Raw genomic sequence first — 19,175 nt, 5'->3', positions numbered from 1 at the left:
GGTGGGTGGTCGCATCCTGGACAGCTCGGCGATCCTGGGGTTCGTGGCCGGCACGCCGTACAGTTCGGCGATCGTGTGGCATGCGGTGGATCAGGGTGTCGTGCTGGCGGTGCCGGCGGCGGCGCTCGCGGAGGCGTGGGCGCAGACGTCCCCGAAGGACTATGACGTGCTCAAGGTGCTGCTCAGCCTGCCGGTGGTGGTCGTGGACGACCTGACCGCCGCGGATGCCGTGGACAGCGGCGCGTTGTTCTCCGGTGAGGGCGGTCCCGCTCTGGTTGCCGCCGCGCATGTGGTACGCCGTGCGCAGGCCCGACCGGGCTGGGCGATCGTCACGGACCGGCCGGAGCTGCTGCGGACCCTGGACCCGTACGCGGAGATCGACGAGCTGCCCTGATCGCATGATCCATGTCGTACGGTGTGTCGCGTTCGAAAATGTCGTACCTGACTGGTAGAACGTTCCCGTACACATGTTCGACTGAGGAGGGTGCGATGGTAGCCGCGCGGACCGCGGCCGGAGGCTTGTCGACGGTGGAGCTGGAGCAGATCCGGGACACCCTCGCAGCCGGCCGGAAGCCGAAGGTGGTGTTCACGGAGGCTGCCGGCCAGATCGCCGGGCAGCTCGGGCAGGTCGTGCAGCTGACCGACCCGGAATTGTCCGAGGAATGGGTGGTGGTCCGGTTCGGCCGCGACGAGCTGCCCTTCTCCCCCGCCGACCTGAAGATCGCTCCGAAGGCGGCGCCGGCGCGTCGCACCCCGATCGTTCCCGCCCCTCGTGAGGAGAGCTCCGTGTCCGCGCCCGCCGTCGAGCAGCCCACCGACTCCGCCCTGTCCAGCTCCGACGCCCAGGCCGACCCGGCACCCGCCACCGCAGAGGCGGGCGCCGCGGCCGACGGCGACGGGGTCAAGGACACCGCGGCGAAGGACACCGGCAAAGACGCGGGCAAGGACAGCGCGAAGGACCGGGAGCCCGTGGAGAAGTCCTCGGGCGTGCCGGCACCGAGGGCGACACCGGCGAAGAAGGCAGCCCCGAAGCCGAAGGCGCCGGCGGGGCTGACGGTCACGCTGGCGTATGCGGACGGCGAGTGGACCGTGGCCGCCAACCAGGGCGCGAAGTCCCTCGCGAAGCCGTATGTCATCAAGGCCAGCGAGGCGCTGAAGATGGTCGGCATGCTCGACGTCCCCGGCGTCCACGAGGCGGTCGAGGAGATCGTGTCCGCCGCCCGTGCCGAGGCCGAGTCCCAGGCGGAGCGGCTGCGGGCGGAGCTGGCGGAGATCGAGGCCCGCCTGGCCGAGCTCCGCGAGGCAGAGTAGCGCCGAGCCCCGGACCTCCGGGATTGATCAGTGCCCGGCCGGCCGCTCGTGCCCCGGCCGGGCAGCACGTTCTGGCGCCGGGTGCCTGATGGACGGACACGTCAACCATCAGGCACCCGGCGCGAAGGCCTCAGGTCGGGCCGGAAGCCGTTCACGTTGACGGGTGTTGACGCTCGTGCCGTGGATCGGGTCGGTTCTTCCGCCGACAGGGCTGATCTGCACGAACCGCCGCACCGCAGCGGCCTCACGCCCGACTCCCCCAGCTCTGTCATGCGCACATCGTGCAAAGAAAGTTTTGCAAAGGATTCTTTGCAGGCGTAGCCTCGGCCGTATGGTCGATCCCGCGGACCTTCCTGTCGCGTCGCCGGGGTACGTGCCCGAGCCGGGCGCGCTCAAGGCGCTGGTGCACCCGCTGCGGCTGCAGCTGCTCGAGGCGCTCAGCGTCCGCGGCCAGGCCACCGCCACGCAGCTCGCGGCGGAGCTCGGTGAGAGCAGCGGCGCCACCAGCTATCACCTGCGTCAGCTGGCCCGGCACGGGTTCATCGAGGAGGTGGCCGGTGCCGGCACCGGTCCCGAGCGGTGGTGGCGTCCGGTCACCGGCGGATGGACGATGCCCGCCAGCGTGCAACGGGCACCCAGCGGCATTGCCGCGACGGCCGGCACCGTCATCGCGACCCTGCTGGAGGCGTCGCACCGCCGGCTCATGGAGTTCTACAGGACGCTGTCGCAGTGGCCGCTGCCGTGGCAACGGGCCGTGAGCCGCCAGCAGGCGCACCTGGATCTGACCCCGGAGCAGCTGCGGGCGCTGGGGTTCGAGGTCGAGGCGGTGGTCGACCGGTACCGGCAGCTGCCGCCCGGCCCGGACACCCGCCGGGTCCGTGTCGAGTTCGCCGGGTTCCCCGTCGGTGAACCCGGTGAGCCGGACGCCGCCAGAGACGGAGACGCAGACGGAGACGGGCCTGGCAGGGCGGCCGGCGATGGGTAGCCTCGGCAGCCGTTACTGGCGGCTGTTCGGTGCCAGTGCCACGTCGAACCTCGCCGACGGCATCGGCCGGGCCGCGCTCCCGCTGCTCGCCGCGACCTTCACCCGCGACCCGGTCCTGATCTCCGGGCTGTACTCGCTGGCGTTCCTGCCCTGGCTGGTGTTCGCGCTGCCGGCCGGGGCGCTCGTCGACCGCGGTGACCGCCGCCGCGCGATGGTGGTCGCCAACCTCGTGCGGGCGGGCGTCATCGGCGTCGTCGCGGCCGCCGCCGGCACCGGGCACGCGTCGGTCCCGCTGCTGTACGCGGCGGTGTTCACGCTGGGCGCCGCCGAAACCGTGTACGACAGCGCGGCGAACGCGCTGCTGCCCCAGCTCGTCAGGCCGGGGCAGCTCGACCCCGGCAACAGCTGGCTGGTCACGGCCGAGACCGTCGGGCAGCTGTTCCTGGGCGCGCCGGTCGGCGCGTTGCTGTTCGCCGTGGCGGTCGCGGCGCCACTGGCGGTCAACGCCACGGGATTCGCGCTCTGCGCACTGATCATGCTCACCGTGCCCGGTTCGTACCGGCCGTCGCTCGCGCCGACCGGGTCGCTGCGCGCCGACATGCGCGACGGGCTGCGGTGGATGCTGCGCCATCCGCTGCTGCGCGGACTCACCGTGCTGTTCGGGTTCACCGCGGCGTTCCAGGCCATGTCGATGTCGGTGCTGGTGCTGTTCGCCCTCGACGTGCTGCAGGTCGGCAGCCGCGGGTACGGGCTGCTCCTGCTCGCCGGAGGCGTCGGCGGCCTGCTCGGCGGGCTCGCCGCACCGTACGTCGGCCGCCTGCTCGGCCGCACGGGCACGCTGAGCGCGGTGGCGCTGTGCACCCCACCGGCCGTCGTCGGGATGGGCCTGACCAGCGACGCCGTGTCCGCGTTCGCGTTGTTCCTCGTCACCGCGTGCCTTGTCATGATCGGTAACGTGCTGACGATGTCGCTGCGGCAGACCCTCATCCCTGAGGAGCTCTTCGGTCGCGTCCAGGGGGTCTGGCGTACCGCCGTGTGGGGCGGTATCCCGGTCGGTGGGTTCGCCGGTGGCGTGCTCGCCGACGCCACCGATGTGCCGACCGTCTTCGTCGTCGCCGGCCTCGGCTATCTCGCCACCGGCGTCGCCGTCACCGCGCTGCTGTTCCGTCACCGGGCGCTCACCGCCGCCGCCGCGCCGGCCGGGGGCTGAACGCGGCCCGGCGGTGCGCTATGAAGGGCGGTATGGCGCAGCGGGGTTCGGTCGGTCGGGCGGGGCGCGGGATGGCGGTGGCGACGTTGGTGTCGCGGGTCGCCGGGTTCGTGCGGCTGGTGGTGCTGGCGTCCGCGCTGGGGCTGGGCAGCCGGCTGCTGGACGGGTACAACGTGGCGAACACGCTGCCGAACGCCGTCTACGAGCTGGTGGTCGGCGGTGCGATGGCCAGCGTGGTGGTGCCGTTGCTCGCGAGGGCGGCGGTCACCGAGCCCGATGACGGGGTCGTGTACGCGCAGCGGCTGCTGACGTTGCTGTTCTACGTGCTGGCGGCGGTGACGGTCGCGGCGATGGTGTCGGCGCCGTGGCTGGTGCGGGTGTACGCGCCGGGGTTCGCCGACGAGGAGCTCGCGCTGGCGGTCGTGTTCAGCCGGTTCTTCCTGCCGCAGATCCTGTTCTACGGCGTCAGCGCCACCGCCGGTGCGGTCCTCAACATCCGGGGACGGTTCGCTGCTCCGATGTGGGCGCCGCTGGTGAACAGCGTCATCGTGATCGCGGTCAGCGTCGTGTACCTGCTGGTCGGGGGCGGCACGAGCATCGACGCGTTGACCGGGCCGCAGCTGCTGGTGCTGGCGGTCGGCACGACCGGCGGGGTGGTCGGTCAGACGGCGCTGGTGGTGTGGGCGCTGGCGCGGAGCGGGTTCGTGCTGCGGCCGCGGCTGGATCCGCGGGGCATCGGCATCCGGCGGATCGGGCGGCTCGGCGGTTGGGTGCTCGTGTCGGTCGTCGCGGCGCAGGTCCTGATCGTGGCGGCGACACGGGTGGCGTCGATCGGCGGGCCGGGTGGGATCAGCGCGTACCAGAACGCGTTCGCGGTGTTCCAGATGCCGTTCGCGGTGGTGGCCGTGTCGGTGATGACCGCGATCCTGCCCAGGCTCAGCCGTCACGCGGTGCGGCGGGACCACGCGCGGATGACCGAGGACCTGTCCCGGGCGGTGCGGCTCGCCGTGGTGGCGCTCGCTCCGGTCGCGGCGGCGATGCTCGTGCTCGGCCCGCAGCTCGCCACGCTGCTGTTCGCGCACGGGCGCAGCGCACCGCCGGCGGTCGCGCTGCTGGGTGCGGTGGTGGCGGCGTTCGGGGTGGCGCTGGTGCCGTTCACCGGTTACATGATCCTGCAGCGGGGCTTCTACGCGCTGCAGGACACCAGGACCCCGGCGCTGATCACCGTCGGGGTGACGGTCGTCGGGGTCGGCGGCTGCTTCGCCGCGGCGTGGGTGCTGCCGCGTGCGGACATCGTCGTCGGGGTGCCGCTGGCGTACGCGGTGGCGTACACGGCGGGTCTCGTCGCGGCGGCCGCGGTCCTGCGGCGCCGGTTGGGGCGGATCGACGGCCGGCGGCTCGTCAGCACGCACGTGCGGGTCGGGGTCGCGGCCGGGCTGGCCGGTGGTTGCGCCGCGGTGGCGGTGCTCGTGTGTACGCCGCTGCTCACGCCCGGGTTCGGGGCGGCTCTGGTCACGTCCGCCGCGGCAGGTGTCGTCGGCGTTGTCGTGTACGTCGTGGCCGGCCGTATGATGCGCCTCACCGAGCTGCGGCAGCTCGTGTTCGTCGCCTTGGCCGGCATCCGGACCAGCTGAGGATTGCCGATTACTGGATTGCCGGTAATCGCTTGCCGGTTGGCTGTTGCCCGTCACTGGGCGCCGGCCGGATGGGAGGGCCGCTGGAAGGACCGGCGGTGGGATGTGCGTGGTGGCAGGGGTGGCGCTACCGTTCCTTGGTTCAGTTCGGAGTGACGGTGGCGGGATGACAGACGTGGAGCAGGGTGCGGCGCTCGGACATGGTGCTGCCGGCGGCGAGGTGAGCGTCTCCCCCGCCGCGGTCGACGGTGCCGTGGGCTCCTTGGTGGACACGGGTCCGGACGTACCCGGAGCGGCGCCCACGGTTGGAGCACAGGCGGACGACCGGGCGGCACAGGTGCCCGCAGCGGCGCCGGCGGCCGGCGACCCGTGGCGGGTGCCGCGGTTGTGGCGGTTCCTGCTGGTCCTGGCCAGGGAGGTGGTGCGGCCGGTCGCGCGGATGCGGGTGACCGGGGACGTGCCGGCGGAGCTGCGCGGTGGGCCGGTGGTGTTCGCGGTGAACCACATCGGGCCGTTCGACCCGGTGGCGATGAGCGCGGCGTGCCGGGTGGCGAGGTTGGCGCCGCGGTTGATGGCGACGGGTGGGTTGTTCCGGGCGCCGGTGGTGGGGTCGATGATGCGGGCGGCCGGGCACATCAGGATCAACCGGCGGCAGGCGGACGTCGGCAACGCCGTCGACGTGGTCGCCGACGCGCTCGCGGTGGGGTCGCACGTGCTCGGGTACCCGGAGGGGCGGATCACCCTCGACCCGGGGATGTGGCCGGAGCGGGGGAAGACGGGGATGGCGCGGATCGCGTTGCGGACCGGGGTGCCGGTGGTGCCGGTCGCGCAGTGGGGTGCGCACGAGGTGGCGGCGTGGGGCGGGTTCGGGCCGACGGTGCGGACGTTGGGGCGGTCGCTGCTGCGCCGGCCGGTGGTGCGGGTGCATTTCGGTGCTCCGGTCGACCTGTCGGACCTGGACCCGGGGGTGCCGGGGTCGGCGCAGCGGGCCACGGACCGGATCATCGACGCGATCACCGCGGAACTCGTCAAGCTCCGGGTGGACGAGCCGCGCCTGCCGCGGTACGTCGACCCGGTCAGGCCGTTGTCGACGCAGCGCCGGCACCGCCCGGCCCGGTGACGGCCGACGAAACCGTAGCCGCCGACGAAACGGTGGCTGCCGGCGAGACGATACCGGCAGGCCGCAGCATGTAGACGTCAATCGGGTCGGCGGCGGTGACGGTGAAGCCGTGCCGCTCGTAGAGGCGGCGGGCGGCGCTGCCCTGCAGGACGTTGAGCCGCACCGGCAGCCCGTCGGCGTCGGCGCGGTCCAGTCGCGTCCGCAGCACCGCGGAGCCGATCCCGTGGCCGTGCAGGTCGGGCCGCAGGTAGAAGTGCTCCAGCCACAGCTCCCCCGCCACCGGGCGCAGCGCGACGCAGCCCGCGACGGCACCGGCGACCTCGATCACCGTCGTGTGCCGTGGCGCGAACGAGCCGAGCAGCCGCTCCCGGACCCGCACCGGGTCGTACCGGCCGAGCCGGGTCAGGTCCGGGCGCAGGACGACGGCGCGGAGCTCGGCGATCGTGGTGGCGTCGCCGGCGCGGGCGGGTCGGAGCTTCCAAGGGGCCGGCGTCCAAGGGGTCACGGCGGGCAGTATCGCAACCGGACCGCTCCCACGAACCGCTCCCCCGCTCCCCTGGCCCCGCCGACGTGGACACGACAGCCCGGTTCGGCGGGGACGCACGGCAGCAGGGGGCAGCGGATGCAGGCGTCGGCGCGTACCCGCAGGCGGTGGCGGCTCGCGATCGGCGGGGTGAGCGTGGTGCTGCTGTCGGTGGCCGTGTTGTGTGTCATGGGGGTCGGCAGGACCCGGCACGCGGCGGAGACGGTCGCCCGGTCGACGGCGTTGTCCGACGCGTACGCGCGGGCGAACAAGGCGATCGCCGAAGAGGAGTCCCTGGAGCGCAAGTACCGGCTGGACCGCGGCGACGCGGTCCGGGCGCGGCACGCGATGGCGGGGGCGGCGTTGCACGCGGCGTTGAAGGATGTGGAGGCGCGCGGCGGGGCGCCGGACCGGGACCTGGCGTTGCGGCTGCGGCACGTCCACGACGAGTACGGGTATGCGGTGCTGCGGGTGTTCGCCGCGGTCGACAACGGGGACCTGGCCGAGGCCGCGCGGATCAACAACGACGACGTGGACCGGATCTTCTACCAGTTGAGCGCGGAGATCCAGGCGGCCGCGGACCTGCACGCGAGACGCGCGGACGCGGCGATCGCGGAGCTGCGCCGGGTGGAGGCGCTGGTGTTCGGTGGGCTGCTGACCGCGGTCGGTGTGGGCGCGGTGCTGCTGATCGGTCTGGGGCTGCTGGTGGTGCGGTACCAGAACGCGATGATGGCGCAGGCGGACCGGCACGAGCACGCGGCCCGGCATGACGCGTTGACGGGGTTGCCGAACCGGACCCTGTACACGGAGCGGCTCGAGGCGGCGATGCGGGCCCGGGACGCGGTGCTGTCGGTGATGCTGCTGGACCTGGACCGGTTCAAGGAGGTCAACGACACGCTCGGCCACCAGTACGGCGATGAGCTGCTGGTGCAGGTCGCGGCCCGGTTGACGGGTGAGGTGCGGGCCGGGGACACGGTCGCGCGGTTGTCCGGGGACGAGTTCGCGGTGCTGCTGCCGGGCGCCGACGTCGACCGGGCACGGGCCCTCGCGGGCAGGTTGCAGGAGCGGCTGCATCAGAGTTTCGTGTTGCGGGACGTGACGGTGGACGTGGAGGCGTCGATCGGGATCGCGGTGCGGCAGGTGCGGCAGCCGGACGCCGGTACGGCGGAGGCCGCCGATGAGCTGCTGCGGGCCGCGGACGTCGCCATGTACGCGGCGAAGGACACGAAGAACGGTGCCGTGGTGTACGAGCCGGCGACGACTGCGGCGCCACCGAGCCGGTTGCTGCTGCTCGGGGATCTGCGTCGGGCGCTCGCCGAGGCGGAGGAGCTGGTCCTGTACTACCAGCCGAAGGTGGCGCTCGCGTCCGGGGAGCTGTGCGGGGTGGAGGCGCTCGTGCGGTGGCATCACCCGACCCGGGGGCTGGTCGCGCCGGCTGAGTTCGTGCCGATGGCGGAGAACACGGGCCTGATCAACCTGTTGACGACGCATGTGCTGGGCCGGGCGGTGGCGCAGGCGTCGGCGTGGCGGGCGGCGGGGTGGACGGTGCCGGTGGCGGTGAACCTGTCGCCGCGGTGCCTGACTGACCCGGCGTTGCGGGACCGGGTCGAGGGGCTGCTGACCGAGCACCGGTTGCCGGCGCAGCTGCTGCGGCTGGAGGTGACGGAGAGCGCGGTGATGGCGAACCCGGCCCTGGCGACGGCGACGCTGCGGGGGCTGCACAGGCTCGGGGTGCGGTTGTCGATCGACGACTACGGCACCGGGTATTCGTCGATGGCGTACCTGAAGCAGCTGCCGGTCGACGAGTTGAAGATCGACCGGTCGTTCGTGGTGAACCTGTCGGGTGCGGACGACGACGACGCGGTCCTGGTCCGCTCCGCGGTGGACCTGGGGCACAACCTGGGGATGACGGTGGTCGCGGAGGGTGTGGAGCACGCGGGTCAGGTGGAGGCGCTGCGCCGGCTCGGGTGTGACATCGCGCAGGGCTACCACTACGCGCGGCCGGAGCCGGCCGACCACCTGCGGCCCTGGCTGCAACCGGCCCCGGCCCGCTGAGCAGAGGCCGCGAAGGGGGCCGCGAAGCCGGCGAAGGCCCGCCACGACAACCGTGGCGGGCCTGAACCGAACCCCCGGGGTTACGTGTGCGGGGCCCAGAACCCGGCGAGGGAGCTGGTGGCCGGGTCGTCGGACGCCAGCAGCGGCGCCCACGGGTCCGCGCCCGCCGGGACGTCCGCGCCGTCGTACGCGGCCAGGTCCGCCGGGCTCGCCGGGTCCGCGGTCACCGCCGGGTCGAACGCGGCCGCCGTGTGGTCGGGGCCGCCGAGGACGTCGGCGTCGGTCCACGGGAACCCGTCGACGGGCTCGGGTGGGCTGTCCAGGTGCAGTTCCTCCGGGAACGTGTGCCCGGGCCAGCCGTCGGTGTCGCCGTGCAGGTCGGGGTCGCTGCCGAACGGCTCCGCCCCGCCGTCCACGTCCGTGTCGACGTCGGTGTGGTGGTCGGCGAGGGGTTCGAACCCGGCGTGCTGGTTCGGGTCACCGTCCGCGTCCTCGAAGTGCGCGTCCGATGTGTCCGAGGCGTGCGAGGCGTCCGAGGTTTCGTGGTGGACGGACTGGTCGTAGTCGTCGGCGGCGTGTTCGGTGCCGAGCGGCTCCTCCAGGTCGTCGGCGCCGTGGCTGTCGTGCCCGTCGCCGAGCGCGGTGTAGTCGTCGTGCCCGTCGAACCCGGTGTCGCCGAACGCGTGCCCGTCACCGAACCCCTGTTCGAACGCGCCGTCGGTGTGGCCGCCGCCGAGGTCGGCGGTGTCACCGGTGTCCGGTTCGTCCCCGGACTCCGACCATTCCCAGTGCCCGTCCATGATCCAACCCCCTTACGCTTCGGCCGGTGCGTCGGCCGCGTCCGCGGGTGCGTTCGGCGCCAGTGCCCGTACCCGCACGAGGACCTCGTCAACCTGTTTGATGCGGGCCCGCAGACCTTCCCGTTCCGTGTTCAGTGCCGCCTTGCGCTTCGCCCGCTCCGCCTTGTCCTCCGCGAGGGACTTGTCGATGTTGGCGATGTGCGCGTCGAGCTGCTTGAGCCGCCGTTCGATCGCCTCGTCGAGGGCGAGGGTCAGCGCGTACTGCAGGTCGGTGAACCGGTGCATGATCTCGTCGGACAGCGCGGCCCGGGCCTCGCCGAGGACCTCCCGCAGCCAGGTGCGGGTCTGCTGCTTGTCGGTCATGCTCTTCCGCTTGAAGATCATGTACGCGCCGGCGGCGAGACCGAGACCGATGCCGATGACGGGGATGACGAGCCCGGCGCCGGCGACGCCGGCGAGACCGATCGCGCCGGCACCCGCCATCGCGCCCCGGCCGGCCATCATCGCCATACCCGCGGACGACATGACGACCATCGCGCCGTCGCCGCCACCGCCGTCGCGGCGGGGCTTGGTGCCCAGGGCGTGCCGCAGCTTCGCGTTGAGCTGCCGCAGCACGTGCTGCAGCTCGTTGGGGTGGAACACCTGCGCGAGGACCCGCTCACCGACCTTCCGGAACCGGAACTCCAGGTCGTGGGACAGCCGCACCGACAGCGCGTAGAGGGCCTTGTCGACCTCCGCGGGCAGTTCGCTGATGTCGCCGCGGCCGCCCTTGTCGATCTTCTCCATGAACTGTTCCTGCAGCTGCGTCATGTACGAGCGCAGCCTGGTGGTCGCCTCGACGCGGGCCCGTTGCGTCTCGGTGGACAGGGCGAGGGACCACTGCCGGGACTCGGTGCGTTTGCGGGTCGCGACCTGCGCGCGTTCCTCCTTCGCCCGTTCGGCGTCCTTCGGGTCCGGGTCGGTCGCCTTCATCCGGTCGCCGAGCTCCTGGTCGACGCGGATGTACTCCGACCGCACGGACCGCAGCACGTTCGCCTGCTGCAGCAGGTGCCCCTTCTTCGCCAGGTCGATCAGCGCGTGCTGCAGCTCCGCGATCCGCGACTCGCGGATCAGCTCCCCCGCGGACTCCTTCGGCAGCGTCATCGCCAGCTCCGCGAGCCTCGCGGACACGGGGAACCAGGGCGCGGCCCCGAACCGGGGTGCGTGCGTCTGCAGCTGCCCCTTGTTGTCGGCGAGGATCGTGCGCCACCCCGGGTACGCGTCGACCTTCGTCAACGCGAACAGCACGAAGTTGACCTTCTTGCTGGCCTCGATGAGGAAGTTCATCTCCGGCTTGGAGAACGGTGAGGACGAGTCGACGACGAACAGCAGCGCGGTGGCGCGTTCGACGGCGTCCATCGCGACCTCGGCGTGCATCGAGTCGAGGCCGCCGGTGCCGGGCGTGTCGGTCAGCGTCAGGTACTGCAGCAGCGGCGCCGAGTGGTGCACCTCGATCCGCCGGGGCGGGCGCATCCCGTCGGGGAGCCGCCCGAGGACGGTGCCCCAGTCACGCAGGTCGCTGAGGTTGATCGGGATCGGGTCCTCCCGGCCCGGCACGTACGCGCGGGCGCCGTGCTGCGGGTTGTGGGTGAACTCCAGGTAGGAGGCGGTGGCGACGGCCGCGTCGACCGGCGACAGGTTCGGCACCCCCATCAGCATGTTCGTGAGGCTGCTCTTGCCACGTTTCGTCTCGCCGACGACGACGATGCGGGGGCGTTGCACGTCCCGGCGGCGTTCGGTGTCGACGTCCGCGGCCGCGTCCGGGTCGATCTTGCGCAGGTACGCGAGGGACCCGTCGACGCCGGCCTTCAGCAGCTTGCCGAGCGCCGCCTCCGGGCTCGGTGGTTTCGGTTTGCCGTTCGCGGGAGGCGCCGCGTTCTCGGTCGACGTCATCGTGGCTGCTCCCTGTGCTGGTTGTTCTGCGGGACGGTCGGGTGGGCGCCGGTCGGCCCGCCCGGGTTGCGGGGCGCCTGGTACACGGTGACGATCGGGGCGCGCAGCACCCGCCCATCACGGTCCAGGTAGCCGGGGACCTCGACGGCGGCGATCGACCCGATCAGCGCCGGGTCGGTGCTGGGGGCGGCGCCGCCCGCTTCGTGGTGCGCCGGGTCGAACCGGACCCCGGTCGGCTCCAGGGTGGTGACGCCGGCCTCCTTCAGGGCGGCGCCGAGCCGGTCGCCGAGCGCTTTGGACGTGACCCGGTCCCGGACGTAGATGCACGCCTGCACCAGCGCCCGCCGGTCGTGCTCGGCGGGTCCGCCACCGTTGTGGCCGGCGGTGACGGGGACCTGCACCTGCCGGGGGCCGCGGGCGGACAGCAGCAGGAGCAGCAGCAGCGCCGCGCCGACGAGCAACGCCCCGACGAACGCGGTCGCCGCCGCGGTCACCCCGAACGTCTCCCGGGTCGTGCACGCCGGGGTCGCCGCCTGCACGACCTGCGCGGCGTGGGTCGCCGGCTGCTGCTTCGGCGGCGCCTCGGGGGCGCCACCACCGCCGATGGAGTCACCGATGCCGGCGCCGCCGTTCGCGGTCGTCGGCGCCGGCGCCGGCGCGGTCGTGGCGGCCGTCTGCGCCGGCACCGCCGGGCAGTCGGGGCCACCGCTGAGCAGACCGGTCGCGACGCCGGTGAGCACGGCGACGATCAGGGCAACAGCCACGGCGACGAGACGCAGGCTGTTGTTGGACGAGAGCATTCCCGGCTCCTGGGGGTAGGTGCCTTCAGTTGACACGGGCTTGGCCACGGATACGTTGGGACAGCAGGTAGAAGCCGCGGTGCGCGACGAGCGCGACCCGCGACTGGGACGGGCTGGCACCGGCGACGGCGTAGGCGCGCCAGCGGGTCGCGGCGTCCAACGCGGCCCGGACCATCTGGTCACGGTCGGATCCCTGCAGGTTCAGGATCCAGGCGGGGTCGTTGGACAGGGCGAGGCGGGTCAGTTCGCCTTCCATCTGGTCGGGCAGGTCCACGGCGCCGGTCGTGACGAGCTGCGCGACCTCCAGCAGCCGCAGCCGGTGCGACTCCGGCTGCTGCAGGACCCGTTCGATCGCGTCGCGGAGCAGCTCCCGGTCGTGGGGCCGTTCGGCGTGGCTGGCGATCTTCTCCAGGCTCGACAGCGCCCACCCGGCCTTGATCGCGTCGGTGCGCCACCGGAACGCGTGGTCGAGGGTCTGCCGCAGCCGCGGGAACCCGGACGCCTGGAACAGCATCCGGACGAGCTCACCGGTGGCGAGGGTCGGCTTGTTCACCAGCTGCGCGATCGCGAACGAGATCCCGTACAGGTCCAGCAGCCGCAGCAGCCGCTCCCGTGACTCGCGGGTGATCCCGCATTCACGGGTCGTGAACAGGTCGACGGAGGCAAGCAGCACGGTCCGCTCGCCCTGCGGGAGCGCGGCGAGCTGCCGCAGCGCCTCGCAGTCCGCCGCGGTCAGCCGGCCGGCTTCGGTCGTCTCGGCGAGCAGCCCGACGACCGGGACCACGTCGGACACGACCCGGCGCAGCACCTTCGACTGGTCGGAGGCGAGCGGCGCCACGATCGGCCATGGGTCCTGCCCGCCGCCGGCGAGCTTGTCGACCTTGTTGAACAGGCCGAGGGAGTTGATCGGGTTGCTGGACAGCCGGGCGGAGATCGACCGGAACGCCTCCAGCGCCTGCACATCGTCCTCACGCACCGACTGCGTGAACACGTAGATGATCGCCTCCGCGCCGGACAGCGCGCCGGCGGAGTCGGAGTCGAGGTCGTCGTCGATCGGCGCCTCGGAGAACAGGAACCGGCGGGCCTGGTCCGACACGGACGTGTTCGCGCTGGACAGGCCGGGCGTGTCGACGACGGTGAGGTCCCGCAGGTGGTCGCTGGTAAGGGTCACGTCGACGTACGCGACGTCGTGGCGGGCGACGCCGAGCCGCTGCGGGATCATGCCGGCCTCGTCCAGCGGCAGGCTGACCCGGGCGCCGTTACGTTTCACGACGTCGACCCGGTCGGACGTGCCGTACCGGAACTGGGTCACGATGCGGGTGCACTCACCGACCTCGGTCGGGGCGACCCGCCGGCCGATGAGCGCGTTGACGAGCGTCGACTTGCCCGACTTGAGCCGGCCCGCGATCGCGACCCGCAGCGGCTCGCCGAGCCGCCGCCGCACGTCGACGACCTGCGCCTGGGCGCCGCCGCCGAGCCGGTTGCCGACCTCGGCGCACAGGTCCGCGACCCGGGAGCTGAGTGGTCCTGGAGCCACGGCCCGTCAGCCCTGAACCGCGGTGTGGCCGGACACAAGCCCTGAACCGGGCGCGGATACGTCGCCGTGGAGACTGATCACCGACTGCGCGAGGCCGGTGTGTTCAGCCAGAATGCCGACGTACCCTCGGGGTTCCAAGGGGTGGTCCTCGCTCATTACTCGCTCCCGGGTGGAATCAGACCGTCATGTCACGCACGTACGGCACACACATTACGAATATCCTGCGCGCGCAGGATCCCATGTTCGTGCCACGAATGGAGGCGAGAAGTGCCTGAGGCACCGACTGACGAGCCAGTCGCCGGTGTGCCCGCCGCTGTCCCGGTGGGGGTGCCGGCCGGGCGGGCGACGGTGGGTGCCGCCGTGTGGCCGCCCGCCGACCTGGTCGCGGCGGCGGTCGACGCCCTGCGTAACCCCGGTCTGGTGGTCATCGCGGGCGCGCCCGGCACGGGCCGCTCCACGGTGCTGAAACGGCTCGGTGAGACGTTCCGCGGCACCGTGTTCGCCGGTGGTGCCCTCGCGATGCTGCGTGGCGTGCCCGCGTTGCCGCTGTCCCGGGCGGTGCGGGTGCGACTGCCGTCACATGAGGCGCCGCTGCTCGCCGAGGCCGTCCGGTCCCGGGTCCGTCACGGTCTGCTGCTGCTCGACGACCTGCAGTGGGCGGATCCGTTGACGGTCGCCGCACTTCCCGCGATCGCCGAACACTGTCGGATAGCCGTCACGTTGCGTACGCCGCACCGGCTGCCCGGCGACGCCGAACAGGTCCTGCGCGCCGCCGCCACGGCGTGGCTGAACGTGCCGGCGATGCCCGCCGACGCCGCCGCCGCGCTCGTCCGGCAAATCGCGCCCGGCGCGACCACCGCCGTCGTCGCCGACGTCGTGCGCCGCGCCGGCGGGGTCCCCCTCGCCGTGACCGCGATCGCGAAGCACGTCGCGCAGGGCGGCACCCCCCTCGACTCCGACAAGGGTCTCGCGTACACGGTCGCCGGTGCGCTCGCCGACCTGAACCGTCCCGCCCGCACCGCGATGGCGGCGCTCGGCCTGCTCGGCCGGCCGGTCACCGCGACCGTCCTCGGTGAGGGCATCACGGAGCTGACCGGAACCGGTCTCGTCGAGGTCGACGCCGCCGGGATCGCCGCGCCCGTGTCGCCGTACACGGCGGAGGTCGCCGCCGGTCTCCTGGAGCCGGCGGAGCGGGTCGCGTTGCACCGGCGGCTCGCCGGTCTGGTCCCGCCGCGGGAGGCGGCCCGGCACCTCGCCGCCGCCGGCGCCCACACCGACGCGTACCAGGTCGCGGTCCGCGCCGCCCGGTCCGCCGCGTCGACCGGGGAACGCGCCGAGCTGCTGCTGCTCGCCTGTGACCTGCCGGGTGTGTCGCCGGCCGCGGACGTGCGCCTGGACGCGGCCCGCGCCGCCCTCGCCGCCGGCCGGCCCGGTTCGTGCCTGCGCGTCCTGCCCGCCGACGCGGTCACCGACCCGGCGGTCGGCGCCGTCGGTGCCGTCCTGCGTGGTGAGGCGCTGCTGCAGCAGGGCAACGCGACGGCCGCCGCCGACGCCGTCACCACCGTCGGTGACGGCGAGCCCGGTGAGGTCGTCGGCGCCCGCGACCGGGTGCGGCTGCTCGCGACCCTGTCCCGGGACCCGGACGCGGCGCTGGCCCGCGCCGAGGAGTTGCTGCGGGTCCACGGTGACGCGCCCGCCCATCCGGGGCTGCGGGCGGCGATCGCCGCCGTCCGTGCCGGCACCCGCCGCCCCGGCTGGGAGTACGGTCTGGCGTCCGCCGCGTCGGCGGCCGGGCAGGCCGGTGACGTCCTCGCCGCCCGCTGGTCGGCGTGGCTGCTGGTGGAGACCCTCACCGCCGACGCCAGGCTCACCGAGGCGTCGAACGCGGCCGCGGCGGCCGCGGCGGCGTGCGCCGGTGACCTCGCCTACTCGTGGCAGACCCGGTTCATCGCCGCGCAGCTGTGGTGCGATGCGCTGCGCGGCGACGAGATCGACGAGGTCGTCCGCCGCGCCGGCGACCTCACCGACCGGACCCTCCCGGCGGTCGCCCGCGGCTACGCGGTCGCCGCCGCCAGCCTCGCCGAGGCCGACGGTGGGCTGCTCGCCCCGGCCCGGGCGCGGCTGGACGCGCTCACCGGCCGGCCGTCGTCGACGGGCCCGGTCCTGGACTGGGTGACGCGGGAGGCGGCGTGGCTGGACGGGCAGCCGGACCACGCGGTCGGCCGCGCCGGTGACCTGCCCGCCCCGCCGCTCGTCGACGGGCTGCGCCGGATCACCGCCCGGTGGGCCGCGTACGACGCCGGCGACACCGCATCCCCCGACGCGGGGTTCGGGGAGGGTGACCGGCCGCTCGCGGCGGTCGCGACGACCCTGGACGCGTGGAAGGCCCCGGACCTGTTCGCGGCGGCCGCCGCCGCCTGGCGCGACCTCGCCCGCCGGGAGGAGGTCCGGTGCCTGCTCGCCCAGGGCACCCTCGAGGAGGACGCGGAACGGGCCGTGCCGCCGCTGCTGGAGGCCGAACGGCTCGCCGAGGAGGCCGGGCTCGTCGTCCTGCTCGGCCGGACCCGCCGGGCGTTGCGCCGTCACGCGATCCGCCGGGACACCCGCGGCCGGCGCGCCGGCGACGACCTCACCGACCGGGAACGTGACGTGCTGCGGCTCGTCGCGAACGGCGAACCGACCCGCCGGATCGCCGGGCAGCTCGGCATCTCCCGGGAGACCGTCGAAACCCACATCCGCTCCGGCATGCGGAAACTCGGCGCCCGCACCCGCACCGAAGCCGCCGCACTCGCGATCGAGGACCTTGGATGAGTAACGGTGTGCACTTGTGCGGTGGTGCCTGTGCACCGCATCGTTGGCGGATGACACCCGCTGCACCGCCCCGACCAACCGGCCACCTGACCGGTCACGTGAACGGTCAGGGCCGCTGATGGCGGGCGACCCCGCTCACGCACCCCGCTACGTCGTCGCGTCCGGCGGCGACGCCACCAGCGTGCTGCGCCGGCTCGCCCGCGCCGGTTGGAGCACCCGGGAGGGGTTCGCGCTCACCGACCAGGCGTGGGACGTGTCCGACGCGCGGCTCGCCCTCTACGGGCGGGTCGCGGAGGCCGACACCGCCGAACTGGCGCTGCTCGCCGCGGCCCGCGGCGCCGGTATCGTCGCGATCTGCGACACCGGCGGCGACATCGGCCGGGCGTTGCTCGCCGACCTCGCCCGGATCGGCCCGGTCAGCACCGACCCGGACGCTGACCTCGGCACCGGCCCGGAACCGGACGCCGGCGGCCCGCAGCTGGCCCCGGAGCAGCGGGCGCTGCTGGAGCGGCTCGCCGGCGGTGAGACGATCGCCGCGGCCGCCGCCGCGGAGTTCCTGTCGCTGCGGACCGCGAACCGGCGGATCGCGGAGGCCCGGGAGGCGCTCGGCGTCCGCACGACCCGCGAGGCGGTCCTCGCGTACCTGCGGATCAAACGCGAAGGCGGCTGACCCCAGCCTGACCCTAGACAGGGTCAGGGCCCGTCACGGACGTCCGTGACGGGCCCTTCTGCGCTGCGGCAGTGGTTAGTTGAACGCGGTCATCAGCAGGATCACGAACAGCACCGCCACGATCACGAGCACGACGACGATGACCGCGACCCAGTTCCGCTCGCCCTCGTCCTGCTGCGGGGCGGGCGCCGGCGCCGGCCGGGTCACCTGCGGCGGGAACGGCCCCGGCCGCGCCGGCTGCTGCTGCACCGGCGCCGGCGACACCGGCGGACGGTACGGCTGCTGCACCGGCTGCTGCTGCTGGACGGGCGGCGGCTGCCGCACCAGCTGCACGGGCGGCTGCTGCACCGGCGGCGGGGGCTGCCGGACGAGCTGCACCGGCGGCTGCTGGACGGGCGGCGGGGCCTGCCGCGTCAGCTGGACCGGCGGCTGCTGCCGCACGAGCTGCACCGGCGGCTGCTGCTGGATCGGCGGGCGGTTCATCCCCGGCGACACCGGCACCGCCGACACCGGCCGCTGCTGCTGTTGCGGCTGCTGCGGCGGCGGTGGGGTCGTCGTGCGCGGCATCCCGGACGCGCGGGCCGGCGCCGACGGCGCCCCGATGCACAACGCGCCCTCGACGACGACGGTCTCCGGCTGCTCCAGGGTCGTCGGCGCCACCCCGAGCTCCGTGTGGATCAGGTGCGCCGCGAGCGGGATCCGTGACGACCCGCCGACGAGGAAGATCCCGACGAGGTCCTTCGGCTGCAGCCGCGCGGACTCGATCGCCCGGCGCAGACACGACACGGTCCGCTCCAGGTACGGCTTGACGAGCCCTTCCAGCTCCTCCCGCGTCAGGTGCGCATCCACCTCCAGGGACGGCAGGTGGATGTCCGTCGACGCGGTCCGCGACAGCATCTCCTTCGCGCCGCGGACGTCCTCATACAGCAGCCGCCGCTGCCGGCGCGCGTTCGCATCCGACGGGGTCGCGATCGACGCCCACTTCTCCGCGTGGCTTTCGGAGTACACCTTGCCGAGGTGCTCGACGATCGCGTGGTCGAAGTCCAGACCACCGACGTCGGGCAGGCCGTCCTCGGCGAGGACCTCGAACCCGGACTGGGTGCGCCGCACCACGGTAGCGTCGAACGTGCCGCCGCCGAGGTCGTAGATCGCCAGGGACCGGCCGACGGGCACCGCGGAGCCGAGGACGGCGGTGAAGTACGACGCGGCACCGACCGGCTCCGCGATCAGCCGCGGGTTCCCGAGCCCGGAGATGCGGGCCGCCTCGATCAGCGCCGACCGGCGCCGCTCACCCCACCGCGCCGGGTGCGTCATCCGCACCTCGTCGGGGGCGGCGCCGAGCTGCCGGCGGGCCTCCGTGTTGACCAGCGACAGCACGTGCGCGAACAGCCGCGGCACCGGCATCGGATGGTCACCGATGAACACCTCACCGTCGTCGATGCGACGTTTCGGGTTCGGTTCGAACCGGGCCGGGTCGAGCCGCGCGTTACGCTCGGCGTCCCGGCCGACCAGCACTTTCCCGTCGGTGTTGAAGTACAGAGAAGAAGGCAGCAAGGGGGAACCGTCGAACAGCAGCGGCCGCATCCGTGAGTCCGGGGTCCGGACCATCGCGACCGTGTTCGACGTGCCGAAGTCAATGCCGAGCACGCGCATGTGCGTCACCCTACCTGTACAGATCCACACTCCGCGTCGCCCGGCAAGCCTGCCGACAGTCGTGTGTCAGCACGAGGACAGCAACAGGTAACCCGCCGTTACGCAACCACACCGGAAGATCACCGCATACTGTC

The 19,175-nt window shown here is 73.5% G+C and carries 15 protein-coding genes; 9 read left to right on the top strand and 6 right to left on the bottom strand.

Features of this window, described 5'->3' with window-relative positions; translation table 11 throughout:
* The first annotated feature begins 1 nt into the window (after window position 1).
* The 6 genes from ABD332_RS26645 to ABD332_RS26620 all read left to right on the top strand — a co-directional run bounded on the left by ABD332_RS26645 (window position 2) and on the right by ABD332_RS26620 (window position 6,260).
* The gene (locus tag ABD332_RS26645; protein WP_344504862.1) at window positions 2–394 is read left to right on the top strand and encodes a hypothetical protein; all 393 of its coding nucleotides are present in this window, start codon (window positions 2–4) and stop codon (window positions 392–394) included.
* A 95-nt stretch (window positions 395–489) separates the two neighbouring features.
* On the top strand, window positions 490–1,311 hold the full coding sequence (locus tag ABD332_RS26640; protein WP_344504861.1) for a hypothetical protein: 822 nt from the start codon (window positions 490–492) through the stop codon (window positions 1,309–1,311).
* Window positions 1,312–1,642: 331 nt separating this feature from the next.
* Entirely contained in the window at window positions 1,643–2,296 is a 654-nt protein-coding gene (locus ABD332_RS26635) for a helix-turn-helix domain-containing protein (RefSeq protein WP_344504860.1), read from the top strand.
* The gene (locus ABD332_RS26630) at window positions 2,289–3,506 is read left to right on the top strand and encodes an MFS transporter (protein WP_344504859.1); all 1,218 of its coding nucleotides are present in this window, start codon (window positions 2,289–2,291) and stop codon (window positions 3,504–3,506) included. The genes ABD332_RS26635 and ABD332_RS26630 overlap by 8 nt, the downstream gene beginning before the upstream one ends.
* A 71-nt stretch (window positions 3,507–3,577) precedes the next feature.
* Window positions 3,578–5,140 carry a murein biosynthesis integral membrane protein MurJ gene (murJ, locus tag ABD332_RS26625; protein ID WP_344505245.1) on the top strand — a complete coding sequence of 521 codons (1,563 nt, stop codon included), beginning with the start codon at window positions 3,578–3,580 and terminating at the stop codon, window positions 5,138–5,140.
* Window positions 5,141–5,306: 166 nt separating this feature from the next.
* Window positions 5,307–6,260, top strand: coding sequence for a lysophospholipid acyltransferase family protein (locus ABD332_RS26620; RefSeq protein ID WP_344504858.1), 954 nt, complete (start codon window positions 5,307–5,309; stop codon window positions 6,258–6,260).
* Here the strand turns inward: ABD332_RS26620 and ABD332_RS26615 are convergent.
* Complete coding sequence (locus ABD332_RS26615; protein ID WP_344504857.1) at window positions 6,217–6,765, bottom strand: GNAT family N-acetyltransferase; 549 nt, start codon at window positions 6,763–6,765, stop codon at window positions 6,217–6,219. The two genes, ABD332_RS26620 and ABD332_RS26615, sit on opposite strands and share 44 nt — an antisense overlap.
* Before the next feature lie 117 nt (window positions 6,766–6,882).
* On the opposite strand from ABD332_RS26615, the gene ABD332_RS26610 reads away from it, so the two are divergent.
* Window positions 6,883–8,838, top strand: a complete 1,956-nt coding sequence (locus tag ABD332_RS26610) for a putative bifunctional diguanylate cyclase/phosphodiesterase (RefSeq protein ID WP_344504856.1) — start codon at window positions 6,883–6,885, stop codon at window positions 8,836–8,838.
* Window positions 8,839–8,918: 80 nt separating this feature from the next.
* Here the strand turns inward: ABD332_RS26610 and ABD332_RS26605 are convergent, their stop codons facing one another.
* The 4 genes from ABD332_RS26605 to ABD332_RS26590 are packed head-to-tail and all read right to left on the bottom strand — an operon-like array spanning window position 8,919 to window position 13,907.
* Window positions 8,919–9,638: a hypothetical protein gene (locus ABD332_RS26605; protein ID WP_344504855.1), complete on the bottom strand. Its 720-nt coding sequence runs from the start codon at window positions 9,636–9,638 to the stop codon at window positions 8,919–8,921.
* Window positions 9,639–9,650: 12 nt separating this feature from the next.
* A complete protein-coding gene (locus ABD332_RS26600) occupies window positions 9,651–11,570 on the bottom strand; it encodes a dynamin family protein (protein WP_344504854.1) in 1,920 nt (639 codons plus the stop codon).
* Window positions 11,567–12,370, bottom strand: a complete 804-nt coding sequence (locus ABD332_RS26595) for a nucleotide exchange factor GrpE (protein ID WP_344504853.1) — start codon at window positions 12,368–12,370, stop codon at window positions 11,567–11,569. The genes ABD332_RS26600 and ABD332_RS26595 overlap by 4 nt, the downstream gene beginning before the upstream one ends.
* 25 nt (window positions 12,371–12,395) lie before the next feature.
* Window positions 12,396–13,907, bottom strand: coding sequence for a dynamin family protein (locus tag ABD332_RS26590; RefSeq protein ID WP_344504852.1), 1,512 nt, complete (start codon window positions 13,905–13,907; stop codon window positions 12,396–12,398).
* Between the two features lie 303 nt (window positions 13,908–14,210).
* Here ABD332_RS26590 and ABD332_RS26585 point away from each other — a divergent pair, with 303 nt between their 5' ends.
* On the top strand, window positions 14,211–16,718 hold the full coding sequence (locus tag ABD332_RS26585; protein WP_344504851.1) for a LuxR C-terminal-related transcriptional regulator: 2,508 nt from the start codon (window positions 14,211–14,213) through the stop codon (window positions 16,716–16,718).
* 118 nt (window positions 16,719–16,836) lie between these two features.
* Complete coding sequence (locus ABD332_RS26580) at window positions 16,837–17,388, top strand: helix-turn-helix transcriptional regulator (RefSeq protein WP_344504850.1); 552 nt, start codon at window positions 16,837–16,839, stop codon at window positions 17,386–17,388.
* Between the two features lie 75 nt (window positions 17,389–17,463).
* Here the strand turns inward: ABD332_RS26580 and ABD332_RS26575 are convergent, their stop codons facing one another.
* Window positions 17,464–19,041 carry an Hsp70 family protein gene (locus ABD332_RS26575; protein WP_344504849.1) on the bottom strand — a complete coding sequence of 526 codons (1,578 nt, stop codon included), beginning with the start codon at window positions 19,039–19,041 and terminating at the stop codon, window positions 17,464–17,466.
* Window positions 19,042–19,175 lie beyond the last annotated feature (134 nt).

The sequence above is a fragment of the Dactylosporangium maewongense genome, from assembly GCF_039531485.1.
Taxonomy (GTDB): domain Bacteria; phylum Actinomycetota; class Actinomycetes; order Mycobacteriales; family Micromonosporaceae; genus Dactylosporangium; species Dactylosporangium maewongense.
This window is presented reverse-complemented; position numbering and strand designations above follow the sequence as displayed.